This is a genomic window from Streptomyces chisholmiae (assembly GCF_031845445.1).
Taxonomy (GTDB): Bacteria; Actinomycetota; Actinomycetes; order Streptomycetales; family Streptomycetaceae; genus Streptomyces; species Streptomyces chisholmiae.
Genome location: NZ_JAVREO010000013.1, coordinates 97,164 through 120,429, shown reverse-complemented (window position 1 = coordinate 120,429; position 23,266 = coordinate 97,164). Strand labels below are relative to the sequence as shown.

21 protein-coding genes, 1 pseudogene and 1 riboswitch are annotated in these 23,266 nt (G+C 75.1%); of the genes and pseudogenes, 16 read left to right on the top strand and 6 right to left on the bottom strand.

The features are described 5' to 3' along the window. The first annotated feature begins 71 nt into the window (after window positions 1-71). The 4 genes and pseudogenes from RM844_RS21535 to RM844_RS21520 all read left to right on the top strand — a co-directional run. Window positions 72-1,487: an RsmB/NOP family class I SAM-dependent RNA methyltransferase gene (locus tag RM844_RS21535; RefSeq protein WP_311668959.1), complete on the top strand. Its 1,416-nt coding sequence runs from the start codon at window positions 72-74 to the stop codon at window positions 1,485-1,487. Window positions 1,488-1,550: 63 nt separating this feature from the next. Then, window positions 1,551-2,249 carry a ribulose-phosphate 3-epimerase gene (gene rpe, locus RM844_RS21530; protein WP_311668958.1) on the top strand — a complete coding sequence of 233 codons (699 nt, stop codon included), beginning with the start codon at window positions 1,551-1,553 and terminating at the stop codon, window positions 2,247-2,249. Window positions 2,250-2,369: 120 nt separating this feature from the next. After that, a complete protein-coding gene (locus RM844_RS21525) occupies window positions 2,370-3,350 on the top strand; it encodes a sugar-binding transcriptional regulator (protein WP_311669058.1) in 981 nt (326 codons plus the stop codon). Window positions 3,351-3,566: 216 nt separating this feature from the next. Then, window positions 3,567-3,749, top strand: a pseudogene (locus RM844_RS21520) (SulP family inorganic anion transporter); the annotation flags it as partial. Window positions 3,750-3,813: 64 nt separating this feature from the next. Here the strand turns inward: RM844_RS21520 and RM844_RS21515 are convergent. Continuing rightward, window positions 3,814-4,725 (bottom strand): nitroreductase/quinone reductase family protein, encoded by a 912-nt coding sequence (locus RM844_RS21515; protein ID WP_311668957.1) that lies wholly within the window; start codon window positions 4,723-4,725, stop codon window positions 3,814-3,816. Window positions 4,726-5,164: 439 nt separating this feature from the next. After that, window positions 5,165-6,079, bottom strand: coding sequence for an LLM class flavin-dependent oxidoreductase (locus tag RM844_RS21510; protein WP_311668956.1), 915 nt, complete (start codon window positions 6,077-6,079; stop codon window positions 5,165-5,167). A 288-nt stretch (window positions 6,080-6,367) separates the two neighbouring features. Between RM844_RS21510 and RM844_RS21505 the strand changes: the two genes are divergently transcribed. The 3 genes from RM844_RS21505 to RM844_RS21495 all read left to right on the top strand — a co-directional run bounded on the left by RM844_RS21505 (window position 6,368) and on the right by RM844_RS21495 (window position 9,205). Further along, window positions 6,368-7,807 carry a GuaB1 family IMP dehydrogenase-related protein gene (locus tag RM844_RS21505; protein ID WP_311668955.1) on the top strand — a complete coding sequence of 480 codons (1,440 nt, stop codon included), beginning with the start codon at window positions 6,368-6,370 and terminating at the stop codon, window positions 7,805-7,807. 80 nt (window positions 7,808-7,887) lie between these two features. Continuing rightward, window positions 7,888-8,580, top strand: coding sequence for a class I SAM-dependent methyltransferase (locus RM844_RS21500; protein ID WP_311668954.1), 693 nt, complete (start codon window positions 7,888-7,890; stop codon window positions 8,578-8,580). Between the two features lie 172 nt (window positions 8,581-8,752). Then, window positions 8,753-9,205: a phospholipase gene (locus RM844_RS21495; RefSeq protein ID WP_311669057.1), complete on the top strand. Its 453-nt coding sequence runs from the start codon at window positions 8,753-8,755 to the stop codon at window positions 9,203-9,205. A 46-nt stretch (window positions 9,206-9,251) separates the two neighbouring features. Here the strand turns inward: RM844_RS21495 and RM844_RS21490 are convergent, their stop codons facing one another. Further along, window positions 9,252-10,505: an MFS transporter gene (locus RM844_RS21490; protein WP_311668953.1), complete on the bottom strand. Its 1,254-nt coding sequence runs from the start codon at window positions 10,503-10,505 to the stop codon at window positions 9,252-9,254. A gap of 89 nt (window positions 10,506-10,594) precedes the next feature. Here RM844_RS21490 and RM844_RS21485 point away from each other — a divergent pair, with 89 nt between their 5' ends. The 8 genes from RM844_RS21485 (at window position 10,595) to RM844_RS21450 (ending at window position 18,329) form a co-directional block, all read left to right on the top strand. Beyond that, window positions 10,595-11,803 carry an ROK family transcriptional regulator gene (locus RM844_RS21485; protein ID WP_311668952.1) on the top strand — a complete coding sequence of 403 codons (1,209 nt, stop codon included), beginning with the start codon at window positions 10,595-10,597 and terminating at the stop codon, window positions 11,801-11,803. 942 nt (window positions 11,804-12,745) lie between these two features. Continuing rightward, window positions 12,746-12,876, top strand: a riboswitch (FMN riboswitch). A 402-nt stretch (window positions 12,877-13,278) separates the two neighbouring features. Further along, entirely contained in the window at window positions 13,279-13,938 is a 660-nt protein-coding gene (locus RM844_RS21480) for a riboflavin synthase (RefSeq protein WP_311668951.1), read from the top strand. A gap of 65 nt (window positions 13,939-14,003) precedes the next feature. Further along, window positions 14,004-14,615: a nicotinamide riboside transporter PnuC gene (pnuC, locus tag RM844_RS21475; RefSeq protein ID WP_311669056.1), complete on the top strand. Its 612-nt coding sequence runs from the start codon at window positions 14,004-14,006 to the stop codon at window positions 14,613-14,615. Further along, window positions 14,612-15,961, top strand: a complete 1,350-nt coding sequence (locus tag RM844_RS21470) for a bifunctional 3,4-dihydroxy-2-butanone-4-phosphate synthase/GTP cyclohydrolase II (RefSeq protein WP_311668950.1) — start codon at window positions 14,612-14,614, stop codon at window positions 15,959-15,961. Before pnuC ends, RM844_RS21470 begins: the two co-directional genes overlap by 4 nt. A 136-nt stretch (window positions 15,962-16,097) precedes the next feature. Next, window positions 16,098-16,604, top strand: a complete 507-nt coding sequence (ribH, locus tag RM844_RS21465; protein ID WP_311668949.1) for a 6,7-dimethyl-8-ribityllumazine synthase — start codon at window positions 16,098-16,100, stop codon at window positions 16,602-16,604. A 13-nt stretch (window positions 16,605-16,617) separates the two neighbouring features. Continuing rightward, window positions 16,618-16,890 (top strand): phosphoribosyl-ATP diphosphatase, encoded by a 273-nt coding sequence (locus RM844_RS21460; RefSeq protein ID WP_311668948.1) that lies wholly within the window; start codon window positions 16,618-16,620, stop codon window positions 16,888-16,890. 126 nt (window positions 16,891-17,016) lie between these two features. Beyond that, window positions 17,017-17,865 carry an ATP phosphoribosyltransferase gene (gene hisG / locus RM844_RS21455; RefSeq protein WP_311668947.1) on the top strand — a complete coding sequence of 283 codons (849 nt, stop codon included), beginning with the start codon at window positions 17,017-17,019 and terminating at the stop codon, window positions 17,863-17,865. Next, window positions 17,862-18,329, top strand: coding sequence for a PH domain-containing protein (locus RM844_RS21450; RefSeq protein WP_311668946.1), 468 nt, complete (start codon window positions 17,862-17,864; stop codon window positions 18,327-18,329). The genes hisG and RM844_RS21450 overlap by 4 nt, the downstream gene beginning before the upstream one ends. A gap of 46 nt (window positions 18,330-18,375) precedes the next feature. Here the strand turns inward: RM844_RS21450 and RM844_RS21445 are convergent, their stop codons facing one another. Then, window positions 18,376-20,253: an AAA family ATPase gene (locus tag RM844_RS21445; RefSeq protein ID WP_311668945.1), complete on the bottom strand. Its 1,878-nt coding sequence runs from the start codon at window positions 20,251-20,253 to the stop codon at window positions 18,376-18,378. Window positions 20,254-20,304: 51 nt separating this feature from the next. Then, entirely contained in the window at window positions 20,305-20,922 is a 618-nt protein-coding gene (locus RM844_RS21440) for a uridine kinase family protein (protein ID WP_311668944.1), read from the bottom strand. A 220-nt stretch (window positions 20,923-21,142) separates the two neighbouring features. On the opposite strand from RM844_RS21440, the gene RM844_RS21435 reads away from it, so the two are divergent. Further along, complete coding sequence (locus RM844_RS21435) at window positions 21,143-22,483, top strand: peptidase C39 family protein (RefSeq protein WP_311669055.1); 1,341 nt, start codon at window positions 21,143-21,145, stop codon at window positions 22,481-22,483. 67 nt (window positions 22,484-22,550) lie between these two features. Here the strand turns inward: RM844_RS21435 and RM844_RS21430 are convergent, their stop codons facing one another. Beyond that, the gene (locus tag RM844_RS21430; protein WP_311668943.1) at window positions 22,551-23,183 is read right to left on the bottom strand and encodes a dihydrofolate reductase family protein; all 633 of its coding nucleotides are present in this window, start codon (window positions 23,181-23,183) and stop codon (window positions 22,551-22,553) included. Between the last annotated feature and the right edge of the window lie 83 nt (window positions 23,184-23,266).

Below are 23,266 nucleotides of genomic sequence, written 5' to 3'. Positions count from 1 at the left end.
CCTGGGGGCGCGGCCCGCGCGCGGGCCGCGCCCCGCCCCACCACCCCTCGTACCACCGGAGTCATCGTTCCGTGAGCAGTCGGCCGCGCCGTCCGTCCAGGCCCTATCGTCGTCCCCAGCGGGACCCGGCGCGGATTCTCGCCTTCGAGGCGCTGCGCGCGGTCGACGAGCGGGACGCCTACGCCAACCTGGTGCTGCCCCCGCTGCTGGCCAAGGCGAAGCGGGCCGGCACGCTCGACGACCGGGACGCCGCCTTCGCCACCGAGCTGGTCTACGGGACGCTCCGCCGGCAGGGCACCTATGACGCGATCCTCGCCGAGTGCGTGGACCGTCCGCTGCGCGAGGTCGACCCGCCGGTGCTGGACGTCCTCTCGCTCGGCGCCCACCAGCTGCTGGGCACCCGGGTCCCCGGGCACGCCGCGGTCAGCGCCACCGTCGAGCTGGCCCGCTGCGTGGTGGGCGACGGTCGCGCCAAGTTCGTCAACGCGGTGCTGCGCAAGGTCACCGCCCACGACCTGGACGGCTGGATCGAGCAGCTGGCGCCCTCCTTCGACAAGGATCCGGAGGGGCACCTCGGGCTGCGCCACGCGCACCCGCGCTGGGTGGTCGGCGCGCTCTGGGACGCCCTGGGCGGTGGTCGGGAGGGGATCGAGGAGCTGCTGGTCGCGGACAACGAGCGCCCCCAGGTGACGCTGGCCGCCCGCCCGGGCCGCAGCAGCCGGGCGGAGCTGCTGGCCGAGGAGGGCGCCGAGCCGGGCCGCTACTCGCCGCAGGCCGTGCGGCTGGCCGAGGGCGGCGAGCCGGGCTCGGTGCCCGCCGTGGTCGAGGGCCGCGCCGGGGTGCAGGACGAGGGCAGCCAGCTGGTGGCGTTGGCGCTGGCCAACGCGCCGCTGACCGGGCCCGACCGGCGCTGGCTGGACGGCTGCGCCGGCCCGGGCGGCAAGGCCGCCCTGCTGGGCGCGCTCGCCGCCGAGCGCGGCGCCGCCCTGGTGGCCAGCGAACTCCAGTCGCACCGGGCCCGGTTGGTGGCCCGGGCACTGGACGGCAACCCGGGCCCGTACCAGGTGCTGGTGGCCGACGCCAGCCGCCCGGCCTGGCGGCCGGCGAGCTTCGACCGGGTGCTGCTCGACGTGCCGTGTACCGGCCTCGGCGCGCTGCGCCGCCGCCCGGAGTCCCGCTGGCGCCGCCGCCCGGAGGACCTGGACCGGCTGGCCACCCTCCAGCGTGCCCTGCTGCGCGCCGGCCTCGCCGCGCTCCGCCCCGGCGGCGTGCTCGGCTACGCCACCTGCTCGCCGCACCTGAGCGAGACCCGGCTGGTCGTCTCCGACGTGCTGAAGGGCCTGACCGACATCGAGGTGGAACGGGTCGACGCCCGCCCGCTGCTGCCCGGCGTGCCCGAGCTGGGCGAGGGGCCCGACGTGCAGCTGTGGCCGCACCGGCACGGCACCGACGCCATGTACCTGGCGCTGCTGCGCCGGGTGGGCTGAGGCCGCCGGCGGGCCCTGGCCCCACCGGACTTGGCCCCGTCGGGGATGCTGAATACTGGGCCCATGGCCCAGATCAACCCCAGCATCCTCTCCGCCGACTTCGCCCGCCTCGCCGAGGAGGCCAGGGCCGTCGAGGGCGCCGACTGGCTCCATGTCGACGTGATGGACAACCACTTCGTGCCCAACCTGACGCTGGGCGTCCCGGTGGTCCAGTCGCTGCGGAAGGCGACGGACATCCCCCTCGACTGCCACCTGATGATCGAGGACCCGGACCGCTGGGCGCCGGCGTTCGTCGAGGCGGGCGCCGGCTCGGTCACCTTCCACGCCGAGGCCGCCGCCGCGCCCGTGCGGCTGGCCAGGGAGATCCGCGCGCTGGGCGCCCGGGCCTCGATGGCGCTCAAGCCGGCCACCCCGATCGAGCCGTTCGAGGACCTGCTGCCCGAGCTGGACATGCTGCTGGTGATGACGGTCGAGCCGGGCTTCGGGGGCCAGGCGTTCCTGGACGTCATGCTGCCGAAGATCCGCCGCACCCGGCGGCTGATCGAGCGTCACGGGCTGCCGCTGTGGCTCCAGGTGGACGGCGGGGTCTCGGCCGAGACCATCGAGCGCTGCGCGGAGGCCGGCGCGGACGTCTTCGTCGCCGGCTCGGCCGTCTACGGCGCGGACGACCCGGCGGCGGCGGTGCGCGGCCTGCGCGCGGCGGCCGAGCGGGCCGCCGGCGGGCGAGCCGGCGCGGGCGCCGATGCCCCGGCCGAGCGGTGAACGGGCCCCCGTTTCTTCTGCGAGGATTGACCCGGGGACGTGACCGGGAACACAGGGCCGAATGACGGGCCGAGGGACAGTGAGGTGAGTGCGGTGTCGACCGGGAGGTCAGCCACGAGGATGGGCCCGGCCGAGTTGATGCAGGCGGCGGCGATGGCGCGGCGTTTCTACCTGGAGGGCAAGTCCAAGATCCAGATCGCGGACGAGTTCGGGGTCAGTCGCTTCAAGGTGGCCCGGGTGCTGGAGTCGGCGGTCGAGCAGGAGCTGGTGCGGATCGAGATCCGGGTGCCGGCCGAGCTGGACGCGGACCGTTCCGACGCGCTGCGGGCGCACTTCGGGCTGCGGCACGTGGTGGTGGCCGAGTCCCCGACGGAGGCGCCGGACGACACCCCGGACCCGGAGCACCTCGGCGAGGTGGCCGCCGAGCTGCTGGAGGAGCTGGTCACCGAGGGGGACGTGCTGGGCCTGGCCTGGGGGCGGTCGACGATCCACATGGCGGCGGCCCTCCGCGAGCTGCCGCCCTGCACGGTGGTGCAGCTGACCGGGGTCTACGACGCGGGTGCCGAGCGCGGCTCGGTCGAGGCGGTGCGCCGGGCGGCGGACGTCTCCGGCGGCGAGGCGCACCCGATCTACGCGCCGATGCTCCTCTCGGACGCCGGCACGGCCGCCGCGCTGCGGGCCCAACCCGGAATCGCGGCGGCCTTCGACTACTTCGACAAGGTCACCATCGCGGCGGTCTCCATCGGCACCTGGGAGGCCGGCATCTCCACCGTGCACGACATGCTGGGCAAGGAGGAGCGCGACCACTACGCCTCGCTGGGAGTGGCCGCCGAGATGTCGGCGCACCTGTTCTCGGCGGACGGCCGCCGGATCGGGCGGGACCTGGGCGAGCGGTGCATCACGGTGGAGCCGGACCGGCTGCGCCGGGTCCCCGAGGTGGTCGCCATCGCGGGCGGCCGGCGGAAGGCCGGCGCGATCGACGCGGTGCTCCGCTCCGGGCTGGTGACCAGCCTGGTCACCGACACCGCGGCCGCCGACCTGCTGCTCGGCACCCCGGCCCCCGGCCGCCCGGCCCTGGACCGCGCCGACCCCGACGCGTGAGGACGGGGCCGCCGCGCCGGGCACCCGGGACGCCCGCCGGGCGTGCCGGCTGCTGACGAACGAACAGTCACCGACCGCCCCGTCAAAGGGCGACGGCCGGGCCGGTGAGGGGAGTTATCCGCCGCCGCCGCTGGTGGTCCGGTCCAGTCGGGCGCCCAGGATGGGTGCTCCGCGTCCCTGCCCTCAGGCCAGGGGGAGTCGCCGCCGAGGACTCCCGACCGAGGGCGGGTGGCGATCGACCTCTCCGCCGCGCACGTCTGGGACGTGTCCTCCGTGGCCGCCCTGGACGCGGTCGAGGTGCGGTACGCGCAGCGGGGCAAGACCGTCGAGTTCACCGGGCTGAACGAGCCGAGCGCCGCGCCGCCCGGCCGGCTCAGTGGCGAACCGGCCGGCGAGCACTGGCTGTTGCGGGGCGGTCAGGTGCCGGTGCCGGCCGCCCGGTCGGCCGGCGCCGGCCCGTCGGTCAGGCGGCGGGAGGGGCCGGCGGCCAGGGGACGTCGGCCAGCAGCGGCAGCAGCACCTCCTCCTCGTACGCCAGGTGCGCGGTCAACTCGTCTGTCATCCGGGCGAGTTCGGCCCGGAAGCGGACGGGTTCGGCGATCCCGACGTCGGTCAGCAGCTCGCCGATGGCCCGCTGGAGCCGGGCGACCGTGCGGTGTTCCGCGCGCAGCCGGTCGAAGGTGGCGGCGAGTTGGGGATGGTGCTGGGCGATGCCGGGGAAGAGGTGCCCGTCCTCGCCGGTGTGGTGGAACTCCAGCGTCTGGCAGAAGGCCAGGCAACGCTGCCGGATCTGCAGCCCCAGGCCGGGAGGTGGCGGCTGGCCCGGGCCCTGGTGGGTGGCCCGGGTGGCGAGGTGGGTTTCCACCTCGGCCGTGACCTGGCGGAGCTGGCCGCGCAGCCAGCCGTGCACCTCCAGGAGCTTGTCGGCCAGGTTGGTGGGCGGGCCGGACGCGGTCCAGTCGGCCGGTTCGGCCGGGGCCAGCTCGACGACCGGCAGCGGCCGGCTGGTTTGCCGCTGGTAGTCCAGGTAGCCGGGGGCGGCCAGCGTCACCGCCTCGAACAGCTCGGCGCGGCGGGCCCCTTCGGCGGGGACGGCGAGCGCCTCGAAGGTGTCGGTGCCCAGCTCGACCCGCACCAGCGGGTGGGCGAGCAGGTTGTGGTACCAGGCGGGGTGCCGGGGCGCGCCGCCGGCGGAGGCGACGACGAGCAGTGCCCCGGCGTGCCGGACGTAGCCGAGCGGGGTGGTCCGCTCGGTCCCCGTGCGGGCGCCGGTGGTGGTCAGCAGGAGCAGGTCGCCGCCCTCGAAGGGGCCGCCGACCCGGCCGCCGTTGGCGCGGAACTCCTCGATGACGGACTGCTGGAAGGAAAGGGACATACGGGTTCTGGTGCTCCGGTTTCGTTGCGCGGGGTGGTGGACGCGGCCCGTGGGTGCGCCACGGGCCGGGGCGAACGCGGGCCCGGCGGCGCGACGGCACGGCGGTGCGACGGTGTGGGTGCGCGACGGCGTGACCGCGGGACGGCACGCCGGGCGTGGGTTCGCGGGGTGGGAAGTGCGCGACCGTAGGTCGCGGGCGGCCGGCACGGGTGCGGCGGCGCGGTCCGGTAGGACCGGCGCGGCACGAGGTGCGGCCGGGTGACGTCAGATCAGGACGCGGAGTGCGAACGCATGGCGGCCCCCTGTGATGACTGGTGCTCGCCCGGCCACCGGCCGGCCCACTGCTCTTGGCCGGCGCCACGTGGCACCGGGGCCCATTACACGCACCAGCCCGCCGGCTGTCAACGCCGGTCGGCCGTCACCGGAGCCGGGGCCCGGCTCAACCCACCCGCGCCAGCGTGGGGTTGATGATCTCGTCGGCCACCCAGCGGGCCACCCGCTCCGGGAACGGGGCCGGCAGGCTGAGCACCAGGTGGGTGGCCCCGGTGGCCAGCAGCTCGGCGACCGTGGCCCGGGTGGCGGCCGGGTCGGCGTAGTGCACATGGGTCTGCACGGAGCGGGTGACCTCCGCCGGGTCGCGGCCGACGCGGGCGCAGGCGGCGTCCAGCGCGCGGGCCCGCTCGGCGACCCGGGCCGGGTCGGCGTGCGGCGGTCCCGAGATGTTCCACAGGTCGGCGTGCTCGGCGGCGACCCGCAGCAGGCCGTCGCCGGCGCCGCCGATCAGCAGCGGGAGGCGGCGGGCCGGGCGGGGCGCGGACCGCGCGCCGGAGAGCCGGTAGTGCCGCCCGGCGAAGTCGGCCGGCCCCTCGGCCTCCCACAGGGTGCGCAGCACCCGGCAGCTCTCGGCCAGCCGGGCGAGGCCGTCGCCCGGGCTGGGCGGTTCGATGCCCAGAGCGCGGTAGCCGGCGACCGCCCGGGCCGGCCCCGGCGGGGTGGGCCGGCCCGGGCGCGGGATGGTGGGGCCCATGCCCAGGCCGACGGTGAGCCGGCCGGCGGAGATCTCCTCCACGGTGGCGGCGATCTTGGCCAGCAGGGCGGGCGGGCGCAGCCGGTTGTTGGCGACCAGCAGGCCGAGGCCGAGCCGTTCGGTGCCGGCGGCGAGCGCCGCCAGCGTGCTCCAGCCCTCCAGGGTCGGCCCACCGGGCGGGCCGAAGAGCGGCGGCAGGTGGTCCCAGAGCCAGGCGTGCTCGATCTCCTCGATCTCGTCCGCCTCCCGCCAGACCCGCAGCAGGTCAAGGTAGCCGACGTGCGCCGGGGTGGTCTTGATGCCGAAGCTCACTCGCTGTCCGGTCACGCGTCGCCTTCTGGTTGCCGTGCGCCGGGCGTGACCGCGTGCCGCGGAAGCCCGTCGAGCGCCATCGTGACACCGAACGGGTGGCCCCACCGGGCCCGCGCGACATGTCACCCGGCGGGTTGCGGCTGCCTCGGGGAGCGCGGTTCATGCCGCGCGCCCCCTGGTACCGCGCGCACGCCGGGGCGTGGGGGCGCGTGGCTTTCGGGTGACCTGGGTGATAATGACACAGGAGCCGCAGCCTCCCACCCGCCCGAATATCAGCGAACCGCAGCAGGTGAGAGCGCGAGCATGAAGTTCCTCAACGACGCCAAGCCGTCCTACGACCTGACCTACGACGACGTCTTCATGGTCCCCAACCGCTCCGCGGTGGGCTCCCGGCTGGCGGTGGACCTCTCCTCGCCGGACGGCAGCGGGACGACCATCCCGCTGGTGGTGGCGAACATGACCGCGGTGGCCGGCCGGCGGATGGCCGAGACGGTGGCCAGGCGCGGCGGCCTGGTGGTGATCCCGCAGGACATCCCGCTGGACGTGGTCACCGAGGTGATCGGCTGGGTCAAGCGCCGCCACCTGGTGCTGGACACCCCGATCACGCTGGACCCGACCCAGACCGTCGCCGACGCGCTGGCGCTGCTGCCCAAGCGGGCGCACAACGCCGGCGTTGTGGTCGCCGCCGAGCGCCCGGTGGGCATCGTCACCGAGGCGGACCTGACCGGCGTCGACCGGTTCACCCAGCTCGGCGAGGTGATGTCCCGTGACCTGCTGGTGCTGGCCGCCGACCTCGACCCGCAGGAGGCGTTCACCACGCTGGACTCGGCGCACCGGAAGATCGCCCCGGCGGTCGGCCCGGACGGGCGGCTGGTCGGCATCCTCAGCCGCAAGGGCGCGCTGCGGGCCACCCTCTACCGGCCGGCCGTGGACGGCGAGAACCGGCTGCGGATCGCCGCCGCCGTCGGCATCAACGGCGACGTGGCCAGCCGGGCCGAGGCGCTGCTGGCGGCCGGCGTGGACACCCTGGTGGTGGACACCGCGCACGGCCACCAGGAGTCGATGCTCACGGCACTGCGCGCGGTGCGGGCGCTGAACCCCTCGGTGCCGGTGGTGGCGGGCAACGTGGTCTCCGCCGCGGGCACCAGGGACCTGATCGAGGCGGGCGCCGACATCGTCAAGGTCGGCGTCGGTCCTGGCGCGATGTGCACCACCCGGATGATGACCGGGGTGGGCCGGCCGCAGTTCTCCGCGGTGCTGGAGTGCGCGGCCGAGGCCCGCCGGCTGGGCGGGCACGTGTGGGCGGACGGCGGGGTGCGGCACCCCAGGGACGTGGCGATGGCGCTGGCCGCCGGGGCGTCGAACGTGATGATCGGCTCCTGGTTCGCCGGCACCCACGAGTCGCCGGGCGACCTCCAGCAGTCCGCCGACGGGCGGCTCTACAAGGAGAGCTTCGGGATGGCCTCGGCCCGCGCGGTGCGCAGCCGGACGGCCGAGCAGTCGGCCTACGACCGGGCCCGCAAGGGGCTGTTCGAGGAGGGCATCTCCACCTCGCGGATGTTCCTCGACCCGGCACGCCCGGGCGTGGAGGACCTGATCGACTCGATCGTGGCCGGGGTGCGCTCCGCGTTCACCTACGCGGGGGCCGGCAACCTGGCGGAGTTCGGCGAGGGCGCGGTGGTCGGGGTGCAGAGCGCGGCCGGCTACGCGGAGGGCAAGCCGCTGCACGCCAGTTGGCAGTGACCGGTCACAACGGCCCCCGGGTGCCCGCGAGTTCGGCGGAGTGTTCGCCCGGGGGCAACCGTCCGTGATCTGATGACGGCATGAGTGGACGTAGCCGTGAGGGATACAGCGGAACGGGTCCTGGACCCATCACACCGGACGGTTGTGCGGTGGAGCGGTGGCTGCGGCTGCCCGTCGGGCGCGAGCCGCAGATCATCGAACGGGCCGCCCCGGCGGGCGCCAGCATCCTCGAACTCGGCTGTGGTGTCGGGCGGGTGACCCACCCGCTCGTCGAGCGGGGCTTCACCGTGACGGCGGTGGACGAGTCGGCGGAGATGCTGGAGCACGTCAGGGGCGCCCGGACGGTGCGGGCCAGCATCGAGGAACTGGACCTGGGCGAGGAGCGGTTCGACGTCGTCCTGCTCACCTCCTTCCTGATCCACAACGGCGATCCGGCGGTGCGCGCCGGGATGTTGCGCACCTGCCGCCGCTATGTCGCCGACGGCGGGCTGGTGTTGATCCAGCGGGAGGGGGAGGACTGGCACCAGCGGGTGCCGCGGGAGGCCAGGACCGGCGACGACGGGCTGATCCGGGTGGCCTCGGCGGAGCCGATCGGGCCCGATCTGATGCGGATCCGGGTGGAGTACGAGTTCCCGGACGCGGAGTGGACCCACACCTTCCCCTCCTACCGGTGGAGCCGGGACGCGTTCGAGGCGGCGCTGGCGGAGGCCGGGCTGCCCATCGAGCGCTACCTCACGCTGGACCGGACCTGGGTGCTGGCCCGGCCGGCGTGAGGTCGTGCGTCCCGCGATGCCCCACGATGTCCCGAGAGTTGGCCTGCTCGCCAACTTCCATGGGTGCAGTAGGGGTTGAGCATTCCTCCGGTGCTGCATAGGTTCGGCTCGCGGAAGTCCCACGGCCCGCCCCACCGGGCGGGCCGCCGAACTTGGAGGATGCGCCATGCGCATGCGTCACCGGATCGCCACCCTGTTCTCCACCGTCGCTCTCACCCTGGGCGCGGTGGGCGTCTCGGCCAGCCCGGCCGCCGCCGCACCCGCCGACAAGGCGCAGGTGCTCAGCAGTTGGACGCAGACCAGCGCGTCCAGCTACAACGCCTGGGCCTCGGCCCGCGCCAACCAGGGTGCCTGGTCGGCCTACGGCTTCAACTGGAGCACCGACCTGTGCTCCAGCTCGCCCGACAACCCCTTCGGTTTCCCTTTTAGTATGTCATGCGCACGACATGACTTCGGGTACCGGAACTACAAGGCGATGGGCACCTTCGACGCCAACAAGGCCCGCCTGGACAACGCCTTCTACCAGGACCTGCTGCGCGTCTGTAACGGCTACTCCGGGGCCACCAAGACCACCTGCAACGGCACCGCCTGGACCTACTACCAGGCCGTCCGGCTGTTCGGCTGAGCCGGCTGGCCCGTGGCGTCCGCCGCCGCCACGGGCCCCCGGCCCGCTACTCCGCCCGTTCCCCGGCGGCCGGGTCCGTCGTCCGCCGCCGCCCGGAGCCGCCGGCCACCGCGCCGCGCCCCTCCGCGCCGCGCCCCAGCACCCCGGCGCCCAGCACCAACAGCCCGGTGGCCACCGTGACCACCCCGAACGAGGCCCGCAGTGAAGCGAGTTCACCGATCGCGCCGATCACCGTCGGCGCGAAGAGGCTGGCCGTGTAGGTGATGGTGGCGACGCCGGCGATGGCCCGGCTGGGATTGGGCCCGCTGTGCCCGGCTGCGGCGAAGGTCAGCGGCACCACCACCGCGATGCCCACCCCGATCAGCGCGAAGCCGAGCACCCCCTGCGCCGGATGCGTCGAGGTGACCACCAGCACCCCGCCCAGCGCGGCCAGCAGACCGCCGGCGCGGACCGTCCGCACCGGCCCGTACCGGCGCACCACCGCGTCGCCGAGCAGCCGCGCCACGGCCATCGTGGCGGCGAACGCGGTGTAGCTCGCGGCGGCCACCGTCTCCGAGGCGCCGGTGACCTCCCGCAGGTACACCCCCGACCAGTCCATGCTGCCGCCCTCGGCCAGCACCGCGCAGATGCCCACCGCGCCGATCAGCAGCGCCGAGCGCGGCGGCAGCGCGAACCGGGGCGGCGCCGCCTCCCCCGGCCGGGGCCGCACGTCCAGCAGCCCCCGGCAGGCCGGCGCCACCACCAGCAGCAACCCGGCGGCCACCAGCGGGAGATGGAGCCGGGCGTCGAACCCGAGGGCCACCGCGCCGACGCCCAGCGCGGAACCGGTCAGGGTGCCCACGCTCCACAGTCCGTGCAGCCCGGACATGATGGACCGGCCGTGCCGCTCCTCCACCTCCACGCCCTGGGCGTTCATCGTCACGTCCGCCATGCCCGCCGCGGCGCCGGAGACGAAGAGCAGGCCGCAGAGGGTCACCAGGTTCGGCGCCAGCGCCGGCAGCGTGGAGGCCACGACCCACAGCGCCAGCAGCGCGCGGGCCGCCGCCCTGGCCCCGTACCGGTGGATCACCCGGCTGGCCAGCGGCATCGCCGTCGCGGCGCCGAACGCCGGGAAGGCCAGCGCGAAGCCCAGCGCCGCGGTGCTCAGCCCCAGCTGGTCCTGGAGCCAGGGGATGCGGGTGACGAAGCTGCCGGAGGCGGCGCCATGCAGGGCGAAGACCGCCCCCACGGCGATCCTGGCCCGCCGGACCCTGGCGGCCTCGACGGCCAACGGAGTGTCGGGGGAGGGGAGTTGAGACATCGGCGCGGCGCTTCCTGAGGAGGCGGTGGAGGCGGACAGCAGGAAACTATCAGGAAGGTTGCCTAATAGAAAGTGGCTAGAATCGCCCCATGAGCAGCGTGCGCACCGCGACCCCGCAGACCGCCCGCGCGATCAACGACCGGATCGCGCTCGAACTCCTCACCGAGCACGGGCCGTTGACCGCCAGCAGGCTGCGCGAGCTGACCGGGCTCTCCCGCCCCAGCGTGGCCGAGCTGCTCGGCCGCCTCGGCCGCGACGGCCTGGTCGAGATCGTCGGGGAGACGGGCGCGGAACGCCGCGGGCCCAACGCCCGGGTCTACGGGCTGGCCGCCGGCCGCGCCCATGTCGCGGCCCTGGACGTGCGGGTGGACGGCGTCGAGCTGGTCCTGGCCGACCTCGCCGGCGCCACCGTCGCCGAGCGGGTCCTGCCGCTGACCGGACCGGACCGGCCCCGGGGCGCGAGGGGGCCCGAGCACCCCATGGTGGGCGTGGTGCTCACCGCCCTCGACGGGCTCGGCGCGGCCGCCGGTGTCACCGAGCTGCACACCGTGGTACTCGGCGCCCCGGGCCTCGCCGACCCGGCCGGTGGCATCCCGCCGCTCTCCGAGTCGCTGCCCGGCTGGCACCGGGAGCTGCTGGTCGCGCTGCGGCGCCGGCTGACGGCCCCCGTGCTCCTGGAGAACGAGGTCAACCTCGCCGGCATCGCCGAGCACCGGCTGGGCGCGGTGCGGGACCGCGACACGTTCGTCCTGTTCTGGCTGGGTGCCGCCGTCGGGGCGGCCGTCGTGCTGGACGGCACGCTGCGCCGCGGCGCCTCCGGCGGCGCCGGCGAGGTGGGCTTCCTGCCGGTCCCCGGCGGCGAGGGACTGCCCTCGGCGCACGGCTGCGACGGCGGCTTCCACGGGCTCACCTCGGCCGCGGCCGTGCGCGCCCTCGCCGCCCGGCACGGCCTGCCGGCCGAAGGCGCCGGGCTGGCCGGCGCCGAGGCGCTGGTCCGCGCCGCGGCGACCGCGGACGGCGGCCCGGCCGCGGCCTTCCTAGGCGAGCTGGCCGACCGGATCGCGCTGGGCGCCGCCGCCGCGGTGGCGGTGCTCGACCCCGGCTGCGTGGTGCTGGGCGGCGAACTCGGCCGCGCCGGCGGCCCGGTGCTGGCCCGCCGGGTGGCCGATCGGCTGCGGGAGCTGTCCCCGCTGGCGACGGAGGTCCGCGCGACCACGGTCGGCGGCAACCCGATCCTCGGCGGCGCCCTGCTCACCGCCCTCGCCGCGGCCCGCGCCGACCTCTTCGGCCGCGACTGACCACTCGACCGCCGCCCGCCCGACCGCCGCCCGCCCGACCGGCGCCCGCCCGGCGCCCGCCCGGCGCCCGCCCGGCCGCCGCCCAGACGGGCGGCGGGCGCTGCCGGAACGTTCCCGGACGCGAAGGTGCGGGCCGGTGTACGCCGGGCGCAACCCGCTCGGGCCCGCTGTGGCGCGCCGCCGCCGGCGGTCATCGCCGGCGGCGGCTGAACCGGCCTCGTGTCGCACCGTTCGCGGGCGACGGCCTCCGCCCGGGGCGGGCCCGTTGCCCGGCCCACCGCCAGCTCGGCCCCGGGCGGGCCGGTGACTCGGCTCGGTAGCCGTGTGCCACGCCGTGCGCGGGCGACGGGCCTGCCCCGGGCGGTGGTTGCCCGGCCGCCGTGGCCGATGCCGACCACCGGCCCTGGCGCCCCGGCCCGCGCTGCGCCGCGCGACGCGGGCGGCGGTCACCGGCTCGCGGGTGCCGGCCGACGCCCGGGCGGTGCCGGCCGGTGGGCCCGTCCTGCCCTGGGCGGGGCCGACGTTCCCGGGCCGCGCCCGGGCCGAGGCGCGTCGCCGCTGGGCCGGCGGCCCGGCCGGCGGCCGGTGCCGCGCGTCGCTGGCGGCAACGGGTCCGGCCCCGGCGGCGGTTGCCCGCTCCCTCGGCCGGCCGCCGGCCAGGGCCCCGGCCCCGCGCCGCCGGGCGCGACGCGTCGGTGGCCGACGGCCGTTGCCCGGCCGGGGCCGGGCCCCGGGGCCGACGCCGCCGGGCGGCGCCCGGCCGCTCGCGGCGCGACGTGCGAGCACCCCAGGCCCGCCGTTTGGCAAAGCCGTGCGGTCGCGAACGCGCGTTCCGCTCCTTCGGGTCGAGTGGCAGGCGTCACCGCGTTCGGATGTGAGGCGGGACACACCGGCGAGTGGGGTGGCGGGAGGCGTGGCAGACTGGGGGACGTACCAGTGACGTAGCGCACTCCGGGGTCGGTGAAAGTCCGAACCGGCGGTTATAGTCCGCGACCCGTCCGCTGCCAGCGGCCGGTTGACCAGGTGAAATTCCTGGACCGACGGTTAAAGTCCGGATGGGAGGCAGTGCGCGGCGGACACGGTGTGGTTGCCGTCTCGCCCTTGCGTCGGGTCGCCTCCGGGCGGCCTGGCGGGTTCGGGCCGGCGGTGGCCCGGTGTGTGCGTCGGTCCTGAATTCTCTGACCCCGGAGTCGTGCCCAACGAGGCAGGAGACCCGGTGGCTTCCTCAACCGCAGCCCGTGGGCGCGGCAGCCGTGCCGTGCCGTTCCCCGTCCGGGTGGCCCCCGTGCCCCGGACGACGCCGGAACCGACGGCATCCGCGGAATCAGCTGTCCCCCTCCGGTGTTGCCCCTGCCGGCGCGCGCTTTCCCCGCCGTGGTCGAGTCACCGCGACGCGACGCGCCACGGGGCGAGCCCTCGCCGTGCCTCGCGTCCCGTCGCCCTTCGCCGCACCGAGCAGCACCGAGGAGTCGTGAATGTTCACCGGAATCGTTGAGGAGCTGGGTCAGGTCGTCGCCGTCGAGCGGCTCGGGGACTCGGCCCGGCTGCGGCTGCGGGCCACCACGGTGGTCGAGGACGCCGCCCACGGCTCCTCCATCGCGGTCAACGGCGCCTGCCTGACCGTGGTCGAGCTGGGCCCCGACGGGTTCACCGCCGACGTGATGGCCGAGACGCTGACCCGCTCCAGTCTGGGCGGGCTGGCCCCCGGCGACCGGGTCAACCTGGAGCGCCCGATGGCGCTCGGTGGCCGGCTGGGCGGCCATCTGGTGCAGGGACACGTGGACGGCACGGCCGAGGTGCTGGCCCGGGAGCCGGGGGAGCGCTGGGAGTCGGTGACCTTCGCGCTGCCGCCGGCGCTGGCCCGCTACGTGGTCGAGAAGGGTTCCATCGCGGTGGACGGGGTCAGCCTCACCGTGGTCGCGGCCGGCGCCGACCGGTTCAGCGTCGGGCTGATCCCGACCACCCTGGAGCTGACCACGCTCGGCCACCGGCAGCCGGGGGACCTGGTCAACCTGGAGGTCGACCTGCTCGCCAAGCATGTCGAGCGGCTGTTGGCCCACGGGGCGCTGGCGCTGCCCGCCGGGCCCGTCGGGGGAGCCGTCGGGGCGCCCGCCGGGGAGGTGAGCGTCCCGTGAGCATCGAAGCGCTGAGCCTCGATCAGTTGAACGCGACCGCCTTCGAGGCGTTCGGGCAGACCGTGATGTGGTCCGACATGGTCGGCAACCTCGCCGGGCTGGCCGCGCTGGCGCTCGGCTGGCGGCGGTCCATCCTGACCTGGCCGGTGCAGCTGCTCTCCGGGCTGATCCTGGTGGCCGCCTACAGCGCGGCCGAGCTGGGTGGCGGCGTCGGCAAGCAGCTGCTGGTGATCGTCGTCGCCCTGTGGGGCTGGCGGCAGTGGCGGGTCGGCCGGCAGGACAGTGGGGACGGCCAGATCACCGTCCGGTTCGCCAGCTGGCGGGAGCGCGGCGCGCTGGCCGCCGGCGCCGTGGTGGGCACCCTGCTGGTGGGCGGCCTGTTCACCGCCGTGCCCGAGCTGTCCTGGAACCCGTGGCCGGACGCCTACATCTTCGTCGGCACGCTGGTCGCGATGGTCGCCCAGGCCAGGGGCCTGGTGGAGTTCTGGTTCGCCTGGCTGCTGGTGGACGTGGTCGGCGTGCCGCTGGCGTTCAGCAGCGGGCTGCCGTTCTCCGGCCTGGTCTACGTCGTCTACCTGTTCCTGGTGCTGTGGGGGATGCGGGACTGGTGGCTGCGTTCCCGGGCCGAGCAGGCAAGTACCCCCGCCGCACCGAGTCTGGAAGGAGCACCGGCATGACCGTGACCGAGCCGACCCTGGGGGCGCCCACCCCCGCCGACCCGGTCGCCCCGCCCCTCGACTCCGTCGAACGGGCCGTCGCCGACCTGGCGTTGGGCCGTCCGGTGGTCGTCGTGGACGACGCCGACCGGGAGAACGAGGGCGATCTGGTGGTGGCCGCCGAGCTGGTCACGCCCGAGATCGTGGCGTTCATGATGCGCGAGTGCCGGGGCCTGATCTGCGTGCCGATGGCCGCCGACGAGCTGGACCGGCTGGAGCTGCCGCAGATGGTGGCGCGGAACACCGAGTCGATGGCGACCGCGTTCACCGTCTCGGTGGACGCGGGCCCCGAGCACGGCGTCACCACCGGCATCTCGGCCGCCGACCGGGCCGCCACCATCCGGCTGCTGGCCGACCCGTCGGCCACCGCGGGCGACTTCGCCCGCCCGGGCCACGTCTTCCCGCTGCGGGCCAGGCCCGGTGGGGTGCTGGAGCGGCCGGGGCACACCGAGGCCGGTGTCGACCTGGCCACCCTGGCGGGGCTGCGGCCGGCCGCCGTGGTGGTGGAGATCGCCGACGAGGACGGCACCATGCTCCGGCTGCCGGGGCTGCGGTCCTTCGCCACGCGGCACGGCCTGGCCCTGATCTCGATCGCCGACCTCGTCGACCACCTGGCCGCCCGCCAGTCCCCGCCGGCCGAGGCCGAACACCCCACCGGCGAGCCGGTTCCGGAGGCGGCCGGGGTGCGCCGCGAGGCGGTCACCGCGCTGCCCACCCGGCACGGCACCTTCCGGGCCCACGGCTACCGCTCGGCGGTCGAGGGCCCCGAGCAGGTCGCGCTGGTCGCCGGCGACCTCGGGGACGGCGAGGACGTGCTGGTCCGGGTCCACTCCGAGTGCCTGACCGGCGACATCTTCGGCTCCCAGCGCTGTGACTGCGGCCCCCAGCTGGCGGCCTCGCTGGACCGCATCACCGAGGAGGGCCGCGGCGTGCTGCTCTACCTGCGCGGGCACGAGGGGCGCGGCATCGGGCTGCTCTCCAAGCTGCGGGCCTACGAGCTGCAGGAGCGCGGCCGGGACACCCTGGACGCCAACCTGGAGCTGGGCCTGCCGGCCGACGCCCGGGACTACACGGTGGGCGCGCGGATCCTGGCCGACCTGGGCGTGCGCTCGGTGCGGCTGCTGACCAACAACCCGGCGAAGGCGGACTCGCTCGCCCGGCACGGCCTGCGGGTCACCGACCGGCTGCCGCTGCCCGTCTCGCCGGGCGAGCACAACCTCCGCTACCTGCGCACCAAGCGGGACCGGATGGGGCACGACCTGCCCTGGTTGGACGCCGTCCGGATGCCGGCCTGCGCCAACACCTGAACCCCCGGGTGCCGGCCCTGTTCGGCTGGCCGGGCCGGCACCCGGGCCCGACAGCTTCACCGCGTTACCGTGTGTTGATATGACCCACACGCATTGTGTGGGCCCCCCTCATCGTGAGCGAGCCGAGGAGTACCTCATGAGCGGCGCCGGCGCCCCAGAACTGACCATCAGCGACGCCACCGACCTCCGGGTCGCCGTGATCGCCGCGCAGTGGCACCAGACCGTGATGGACGGGCTGCTGGACGGCGCCCAGCGCGCCCTGGCCGAGCTCGGGGTCACCGGGCACACCGTGCTCAGGGTCCCCGGCAGCTTCGAACTGCCCGTCGCCGCCGGGGTGTTGGCCCGGCAGGGGATGGACGCCGTGGTGGCGCTCGGGGTGGTCATCCGGGGCGGCACCCCGCACTTCGACTACGTCTGCGCCGGGGTGACCGAGGGCCTCACCCGGGTCGGCGTGGACACCGGGGTGCCCATCGGCTTCGGCGTCCTCACCTGCGACACCGAGCAGCAGGCCCTGGACCGGGCCGGCCTGCCCGGCTCCGCCGAGGACAAGGGGCACGAGGCCGCCTCGGCGGCCGTCGCCACCGCCGCCGTGCTCCGGGCCGCGGTGGAACCCGGGCGCTGGCCGGTGCCGCCCACGCCGTAGGCTTGGCCACACCATGGCCAACAAGACTTTCGAGCAGCTCTTCGCTGAACTCCAGCAGAAGGCAGCCACCGGGGACCCGTCCACCTCGCGCACCGCCGAGCTGGTCGAGGCCGGGGTCCATACCATCGGCAAGAAGGTCGTCGAGGAGGCCGCCGAGGTGTGGATGGCCGCCGAGCACGAGGGCGCCGAGCGCACCGCCGAGGAGATCTCCCAGCTGCTCTACCACCTTCAGGTGATGATGCTGGCCCGGGGCATCTCCCTGCGGGACGTATACGCTCACCTCTGACCGGCCCACCGCCGTGCCGGCCGTCCCCCACCCTGGTCGCCGCCGCGCCCGGCCCTGCCCCAAAGCGCCGCCCGCGGCAACGCCCCGAAGTACCAGCACGTTTCGTCACGATGAAGGAAAGCTGCCATGTTGCGCATCGCCGTACCGAACAAGGGTTCCCTCGCCGAGCCTGCGACGGCCATGCTCCATGAGGCCGGCTACCGACAGCGCAAGGACCGCAAGGAGCTGGTGCTGATCGACGCGGAGAACCAGGTCGAGTTCTTCTACCTGCGCCCGCGCGACATCGCCATCTACGTCGGCCTGGGCCGGCTCGACCTCGGGATCACCGGCCGCGACCTGCTGCTGGACTCCGGCGCCGACGCCGAGGAGATCAAGTGCCTCGGCTTCGCCGCCTCCACGCTGCGCTACGCCACCACCCCCGGCACGGTCGCCGACGTCCGGGAGTTCGACGGGCTGACGGTGGCCACCTCGTTCGCCGGCGTGGTCAGCGCCCACCTCGCGGAACACCAGGTCAAGGCGTCGGTGGTGCACCTGGACGGGGCGGTGGAGACCGCCATCCAGCTGGGCGTCGCCGAGGTCATCGCGGACGTCGTGGAGACCGGCACCACGCTGCGCAACGCCGGCCTGGAGATCATCGGCGAGCCGATCCTCCACTCCGAGTCGGTGGTCATCCGCCGGCGCGGCGACACCGCGCAGGAGGCCAAGGTCCAGCAGTTCCTCCGCCGGCTCCAGGGCGTCCTGGTGGCCCGCCGCTACGTGCTGATGGACTACGACATCCGGGCCGAGTTGGTGGAGAAGGCGGTCGCCCTCACCCCCGGGCTGGAGTCACCGACGGTCTCCCCGCTGCACGACCGGGAGTGGGCCGCGGTCCGCTCCATGGTGCCCGTCCAGGACGCCCAACGGGTGATGGACGAGCTGTACGAGCTGGGCGCCCGCGCCATCCTCACCACCGGCATCCACGCGGCCCGGCTGTGACCGTGACGACCAGGCCGACGCTCCCGCTGACCATCCGCCCGACGCTCACCCGGGTGGTGCTGCTGGCCATCGGCCTGCTCACCTGGGCGATCCTCACCCTGATCGCGGTGCTGCTGCCGGCCGGCGGCGCGGTCAGCTGGGGCCTCGGCGACCGGCTCGCGGTCAGCGGCAGCGGACTGCTGGTCTGCGCCATGCTCGCGCTGCTCAGCCGGCCCCGGGTGACCGCCGACGAGGCCGGCGTCACGGTGGTGAACCTGACCACCGTGCGGCGGCTCAGCTGGCCCGAGATCGTCCGGGTCACGCTCCGCCCCGGCGACGCCTGGGTCACCCTGGACCTGGCCGACGGCACGGTGCTGCCGGTGATGGCCATCCAGCCGGGCGTCTCCAGGGAACGCTCGCTGGCCGACGCGCGCACCCTGCGCGACCTCGTCGACCGCCTGGGCGCGGCCCCCGAAGCGACCTGACCGTCGGCCCACCGCGCCGACCTGACCGTCGGCCGGGGCCCGACGATCAGGTCAGCGGCGGCATCTCGTCGTCCGTCGGCAGCGCGCGGCCCCGGCCGGCCAGCACCTCGCCGTAGGCCAGCATCAGGTCCGAGAGCCGCAGCGTGGCCAGCTCCGCCCGGGTCGGCGAGGTGCCCGACTCGGCCAGCCGCACATCCCGGAACGCGCAGCTCGACTCGTAGAGGGTGCGCAGGAACCGCCCGTTGCCCAGCTCGTCGATCCAGCCCTCGGCCACCACGTGCTCGCCGATGCTGCGCAGCTCCTCCAGCGCCTCCGGGTCCCAGGTGTCGCCGTGCTCGGCCGCCAACAGCTCCCCGATCGCGGTCAGTTCGTCCGGCCGGTAGCTGGGGAACTCCACCCGGGCGGCGAACCGGGAACCCAGCCCCGGGTTGGCCGCCAGCAGCCGGTCCATGCCCTGCGGGTAGCCGGCCAGGATCACCACCAGGTGCTCCCGGCTGTCCTCCGCCCGCTTCAACAGCACCTGGAGCGCCTCGTCCCCGTAGGCGTCGCCCTTGCTGTAGCCGGAGTGCACGAGGCTGTACGCCTCGTCCACGAACAGCACCCCGCCCAGCGCCGAATCGATCAGACGGTTCGCCTTGACCGCCGTCTGGCCGAGGAACTCCCCGACCAGATCGGCCCGTTGGGCCTCCACCAGCCGGTCGTGGGAGAGCACGCCCAGCGCGTAGAGCACCCGGCCCAGGATGCGCGCCACCGTGGTCTTGCCGGTGCCGGAGGGACCGGAGAAGACGAAGTGCCGCTTCGGCGGCTGCACCGGCAGGCCCTGGCCGGAGCGCAGCCGCGCCATCCGCAGCTGCGCCGACAGCGCCCGCACCTGCTCCTTCACCGGCTCAAGGCCGACCATCCGGTCCAGCTCGGCCAGCGTCGCGGCCAGCAACTCCTGGTCCGGGGCCGGCGGTTGGCCGCCGACCTGGCCGCCGGGCCCCGGCTCGGCGCCGTACCTGGCGTCGCCCGGGCCGCCGGGCCGTTCGCCGCCGGCCGGGGTCGCCGGCGACGGCACCCGCCGGTCCGGGTAGAGCGGCTCCTCCACCCCGTCCGCCGACGCAGGCGGCTCGTCGACCACGTCCCCGAGCCCGCCGAGCAGCAGCCCCTCCGACTCGTCCGTGGTCAACGCGGTCAACCGCACCGCGGTGTCCATGAACTCCGGGTCCGCGTGCTGCACCGCCCGGTACAGCGGGATGGCCGCCGCGCTGCGGCCGCTGCCCTCCCGCGCCCTGGCCAGCCAGTAGCGCAGCTCCTTGCGCTGCGGCTGCTCGCTGCGGCAGCGCATCAGCGCCGCCGTCAACAGCGGCTCCGCCTGGTCGAACATCTCCAGCCGCACCCGGGCCATGCCGGCGAACAGACCGGCCTCGACGCCGAGTTGTGGATCGTCGGTGAGCGAGGACGTGTACCGGTACAGGCCCTCCCAGTCCTTGGAGAGATAGCAGCGGCAGGCGTGCAGGAAACGCGCGTAGGCGTCCGACTCGGGGGCCGGGCACTCGGCCAGCGCCCGGTCCAGCTCCGACATCCGCCGGCCGTCCAGTAACTGCGAGGCGTGCGCCAGGACCAGGTCCCGCTCCGTCTCCAACACCGGCTGCACCCACCAGCCCAGCCAGTACCAGGAACTCAACGGCCGGCCGTGGCGCGCGCGTTGCTCACCGAACCGGGACCGGTTCCGGTACATCTGACGCAACGCCACCGGCACGTCGGTGCGCAACGCGTGCAGGCCGAGCCAGGCGTCCGCCATCCCCGGGTCCTCCCGCACGGCGGCCCGGAACTCCTCCTCGGCCTCGGGGTAGGCGGCGGCCGTGTAGGCGTCCACCCCACGCAGCCAGGCCAGGTCCGCCATGGGAGACGGGACCGGGGAACCGGGCTCGCCAGCAGTCATGAACTCCTCACAGCACGGGTGCCGCCGCCCGCTCTTGGCATCCGGTGGACCTTATTCGCAGGCATGGTGACTGTCTCCCCCTGAAGTCATCAGGATATCCGCAAAGGGTCTTGACGGGTCATCGGCAAAATGGTGCAGTTCGGCCCGTTCCCAGGCGTCCCAGAACCCGGCCTGCGCCGGACCGTCCCGCCGCCGACCCCGCCGCCAGGCCACCTCGGGGGCCACGTCCAGCCAGATCAACAGCGCCAACCGGGGGCGCACCGCGCGCCGGCCCGCGCCCACGCCCTCCACCAACACCACGGGCGCGGGCGGCAGCGTCGCGCTCGCGGTGAACGCGCGCCGGGTCCAGTCGTACACGGGGTAGTGCGCGACCTCGCCGCGCGCCAGCGGGGCGACCACCCGGGTGAGAAAGACATCCGTCCAGTCGAAGAACGCCTCGTGACTGGCCAGGTCGTCCAGGTGCAGCACCGGCGTGCCGGGCAGCTCGGCGGCCAGCGCCCGCGCCAGCGTGCTCTTGCCCGAGCCGGCGTGCCCGTCGATCCCCACCAGCCGCACCCCGCCCACCGAGGGCGCCAGCCCGGCCAGCCGCGCCGCCAACGCGGCCGGCCGCCCGCCGCCGGGGCACGCGCCCGGGAGCGGGCGGCCCGCCGGCCCACCGTCGAAGATCATCGCGGTCAGGGTAGCGCCGCCACAGGTGCACACCAATATTGGTGGCGGCCCGGGGCCTGGCCTTACTGGTCGTCAGGCCCGCGAGCCGAGATAGTGGTACGCACTCGCGCCCGTGCCGCCCCGCCGCCCCCGGGCGGGGCGTTCGCCGACCCGTTCGCCGACCACACCGGGAGACCCTCACGTGACCAGCACCTCTCGACGCACCGTACTGGCCGCCGCCATGGCGGCCGTGGGCACCGCGACCGCGCTCTCCGCCTCCCCGGCGCTGGCCGCCGGCGCCGCCGCGCCGGGCCCGGGCCGCGGCCCCGGCCGGCCGCGCGCCGACTCCACCATCGAGTACCACGCCTGGACCGCCGCGGCGGACTGGCGGGCCGGCACCGCCGACGGCGTCGCCGTCGTCGCCGGCGCCCGCCCCGGCGTGCGGATCGCCGAACCGGCCGGCACCGTCGACTACGCCGACCCGCACCTCGGCACCACCCGCCCCTACGAGTACGCCACCTGGCTCTCCCCCCGCCACGCGCCGACCACCCCGGGCAGCGAACTGATCGCCTCCTGGAACGCCGACACCCCGGCCGGCACCTTCGTCCGGATCGAGGTCCGCGCCGACTACACGGACGGTGGCCAGAGCTCCTGGTACACCATGGGCGTGTGGGCCGCCGGCGACACCGACATCCACCGCACCTCGGTGGACGGCCAGGGCGACGGCGTCAGCACTGTCTGGACCGACACCCTCGCCATCGTCGACACCGACACCGGCCCCCGGCTGGCCGCCTACCAGCTGCGGCTGACCCTCTACCGGGCCCCCGACAGCGGCGCCACCCCCACCGTGTGGCGGGTCGGCGCGATGACCTCCGACGTGCCCGCCCGCTTCGAGGTCCCGGCCAGCACGCCGGGCGTGGCCAGCGGCGTCGAGCTGACCGTGCCGTCGTACTCGCAGAACATCCACGTCGGCCGCTACCCGGAGTACGACAACGGCGGCGAGGCCTGGTGCAGCCCCACCTCCTCCCAGATGATCATCGAGTCCTGGGGCCGCGCCCCGGCCCCGGAGGACCTGGCCTGGGTCAACCCCGACTACGACGACCCGCAGGTCTGCCACGCGGCCCGGTTCACCTTCGACTACCAGTACGAGGGGTGCGGCAACTGGCCGTTCAACGCGGCCTACGCCGCCACCTACTCCGACCTGGAGGGCCTGGTCACCCGGATCGCCTCGCTCACCGAGGCGGAGGAACTCATCGCGGCCGGCATCCCGTTGATCACCTCCCAGTCCTTCTACGAGGCCGAACTCGACGGCGCCGGCTACGGCACCTCGGGGCACCTGATGACCGTGGTCGGCTTCACCGACGACGGCGACGTGATCGCCAACGACCCGGCCAGCGACTCCAACGCGGCCGTCCGCCGGGTCTACCCGCGCCGCCAGTTCGAGAACATCTGGCTCCGGACGCAGCGCTACGACGAGTCCGGCCAGGTCAGGGGCGGTACGGGCGGCGTGTGCTACCTGTACTTCCCGACCACCCCGTCCGCCACCCAGCGCCGGACCCTGCGCCGGCTAGGGCTCTGCTGAGACCGACGCCCACCCGGCGAGACACGGACGGCGGACCCGGTCCGCCGTCCGTTGTCCCGACGCGGGGTCAGTCCTCGCGGTCGGGGTCGCTGAGGTCCCCCGTCGCCGGGGTGCCTTCGGCGCGGCCGTAGCGCAGGTAGACGACGCCCTTGGGGGTGGCCGCCGGGGGCTCGACGAGGGTGACGTTGCCGGGCACCACGCCGCCGTCGAAGATCTTCTTGCCGGTGCCGAGCAGGATCGGGTGCACCCAGAGGTCGAGCTGGTCGAAGAGCCGCTCCCGCAGCAGCGTCTGCACCAGGTCCAGGCTGCCGACGACCTTGATGTGCTCGTGCCGCTCCCGCACCTCGCGCACCGCGGCGGGCAGGTCGGGGCCGAGCTGACGGGACCCGGCCCAGGAGAGGTCGGGCTCGCCCCGGGAGGCCACGTACTTCGGGACCCGGTTGAAGAGCGTGGCGATGTCGTCGTCCTGGCCGCCCTCCTGGTGCGGCCAGTAGGCGGCGAAGATGTCGTACGTGCGGCGGCCGAGCAGCAGCGCGTCCGTCCCCTCGTACGCGGCGCCGACCTGCTCCCCGGCCACCTCCTCCCACAGCGGGGCCTGCCAGCCGCCGAACGGGAACCCGGTCGGGTCCTCCTCCGGACTGCCGGGCGCCTGCCCGACCAGGTCGAGGGTTGCGAACAGCTCGATGTGGATGCGGCCCATGCCGTGCTCCCGACGGGTTGGTTGTCGCGGTTCGGAGGGGGGACCGCCGGGGGCCGGCGAACTCATCGCCGGCTCCGCCGTCG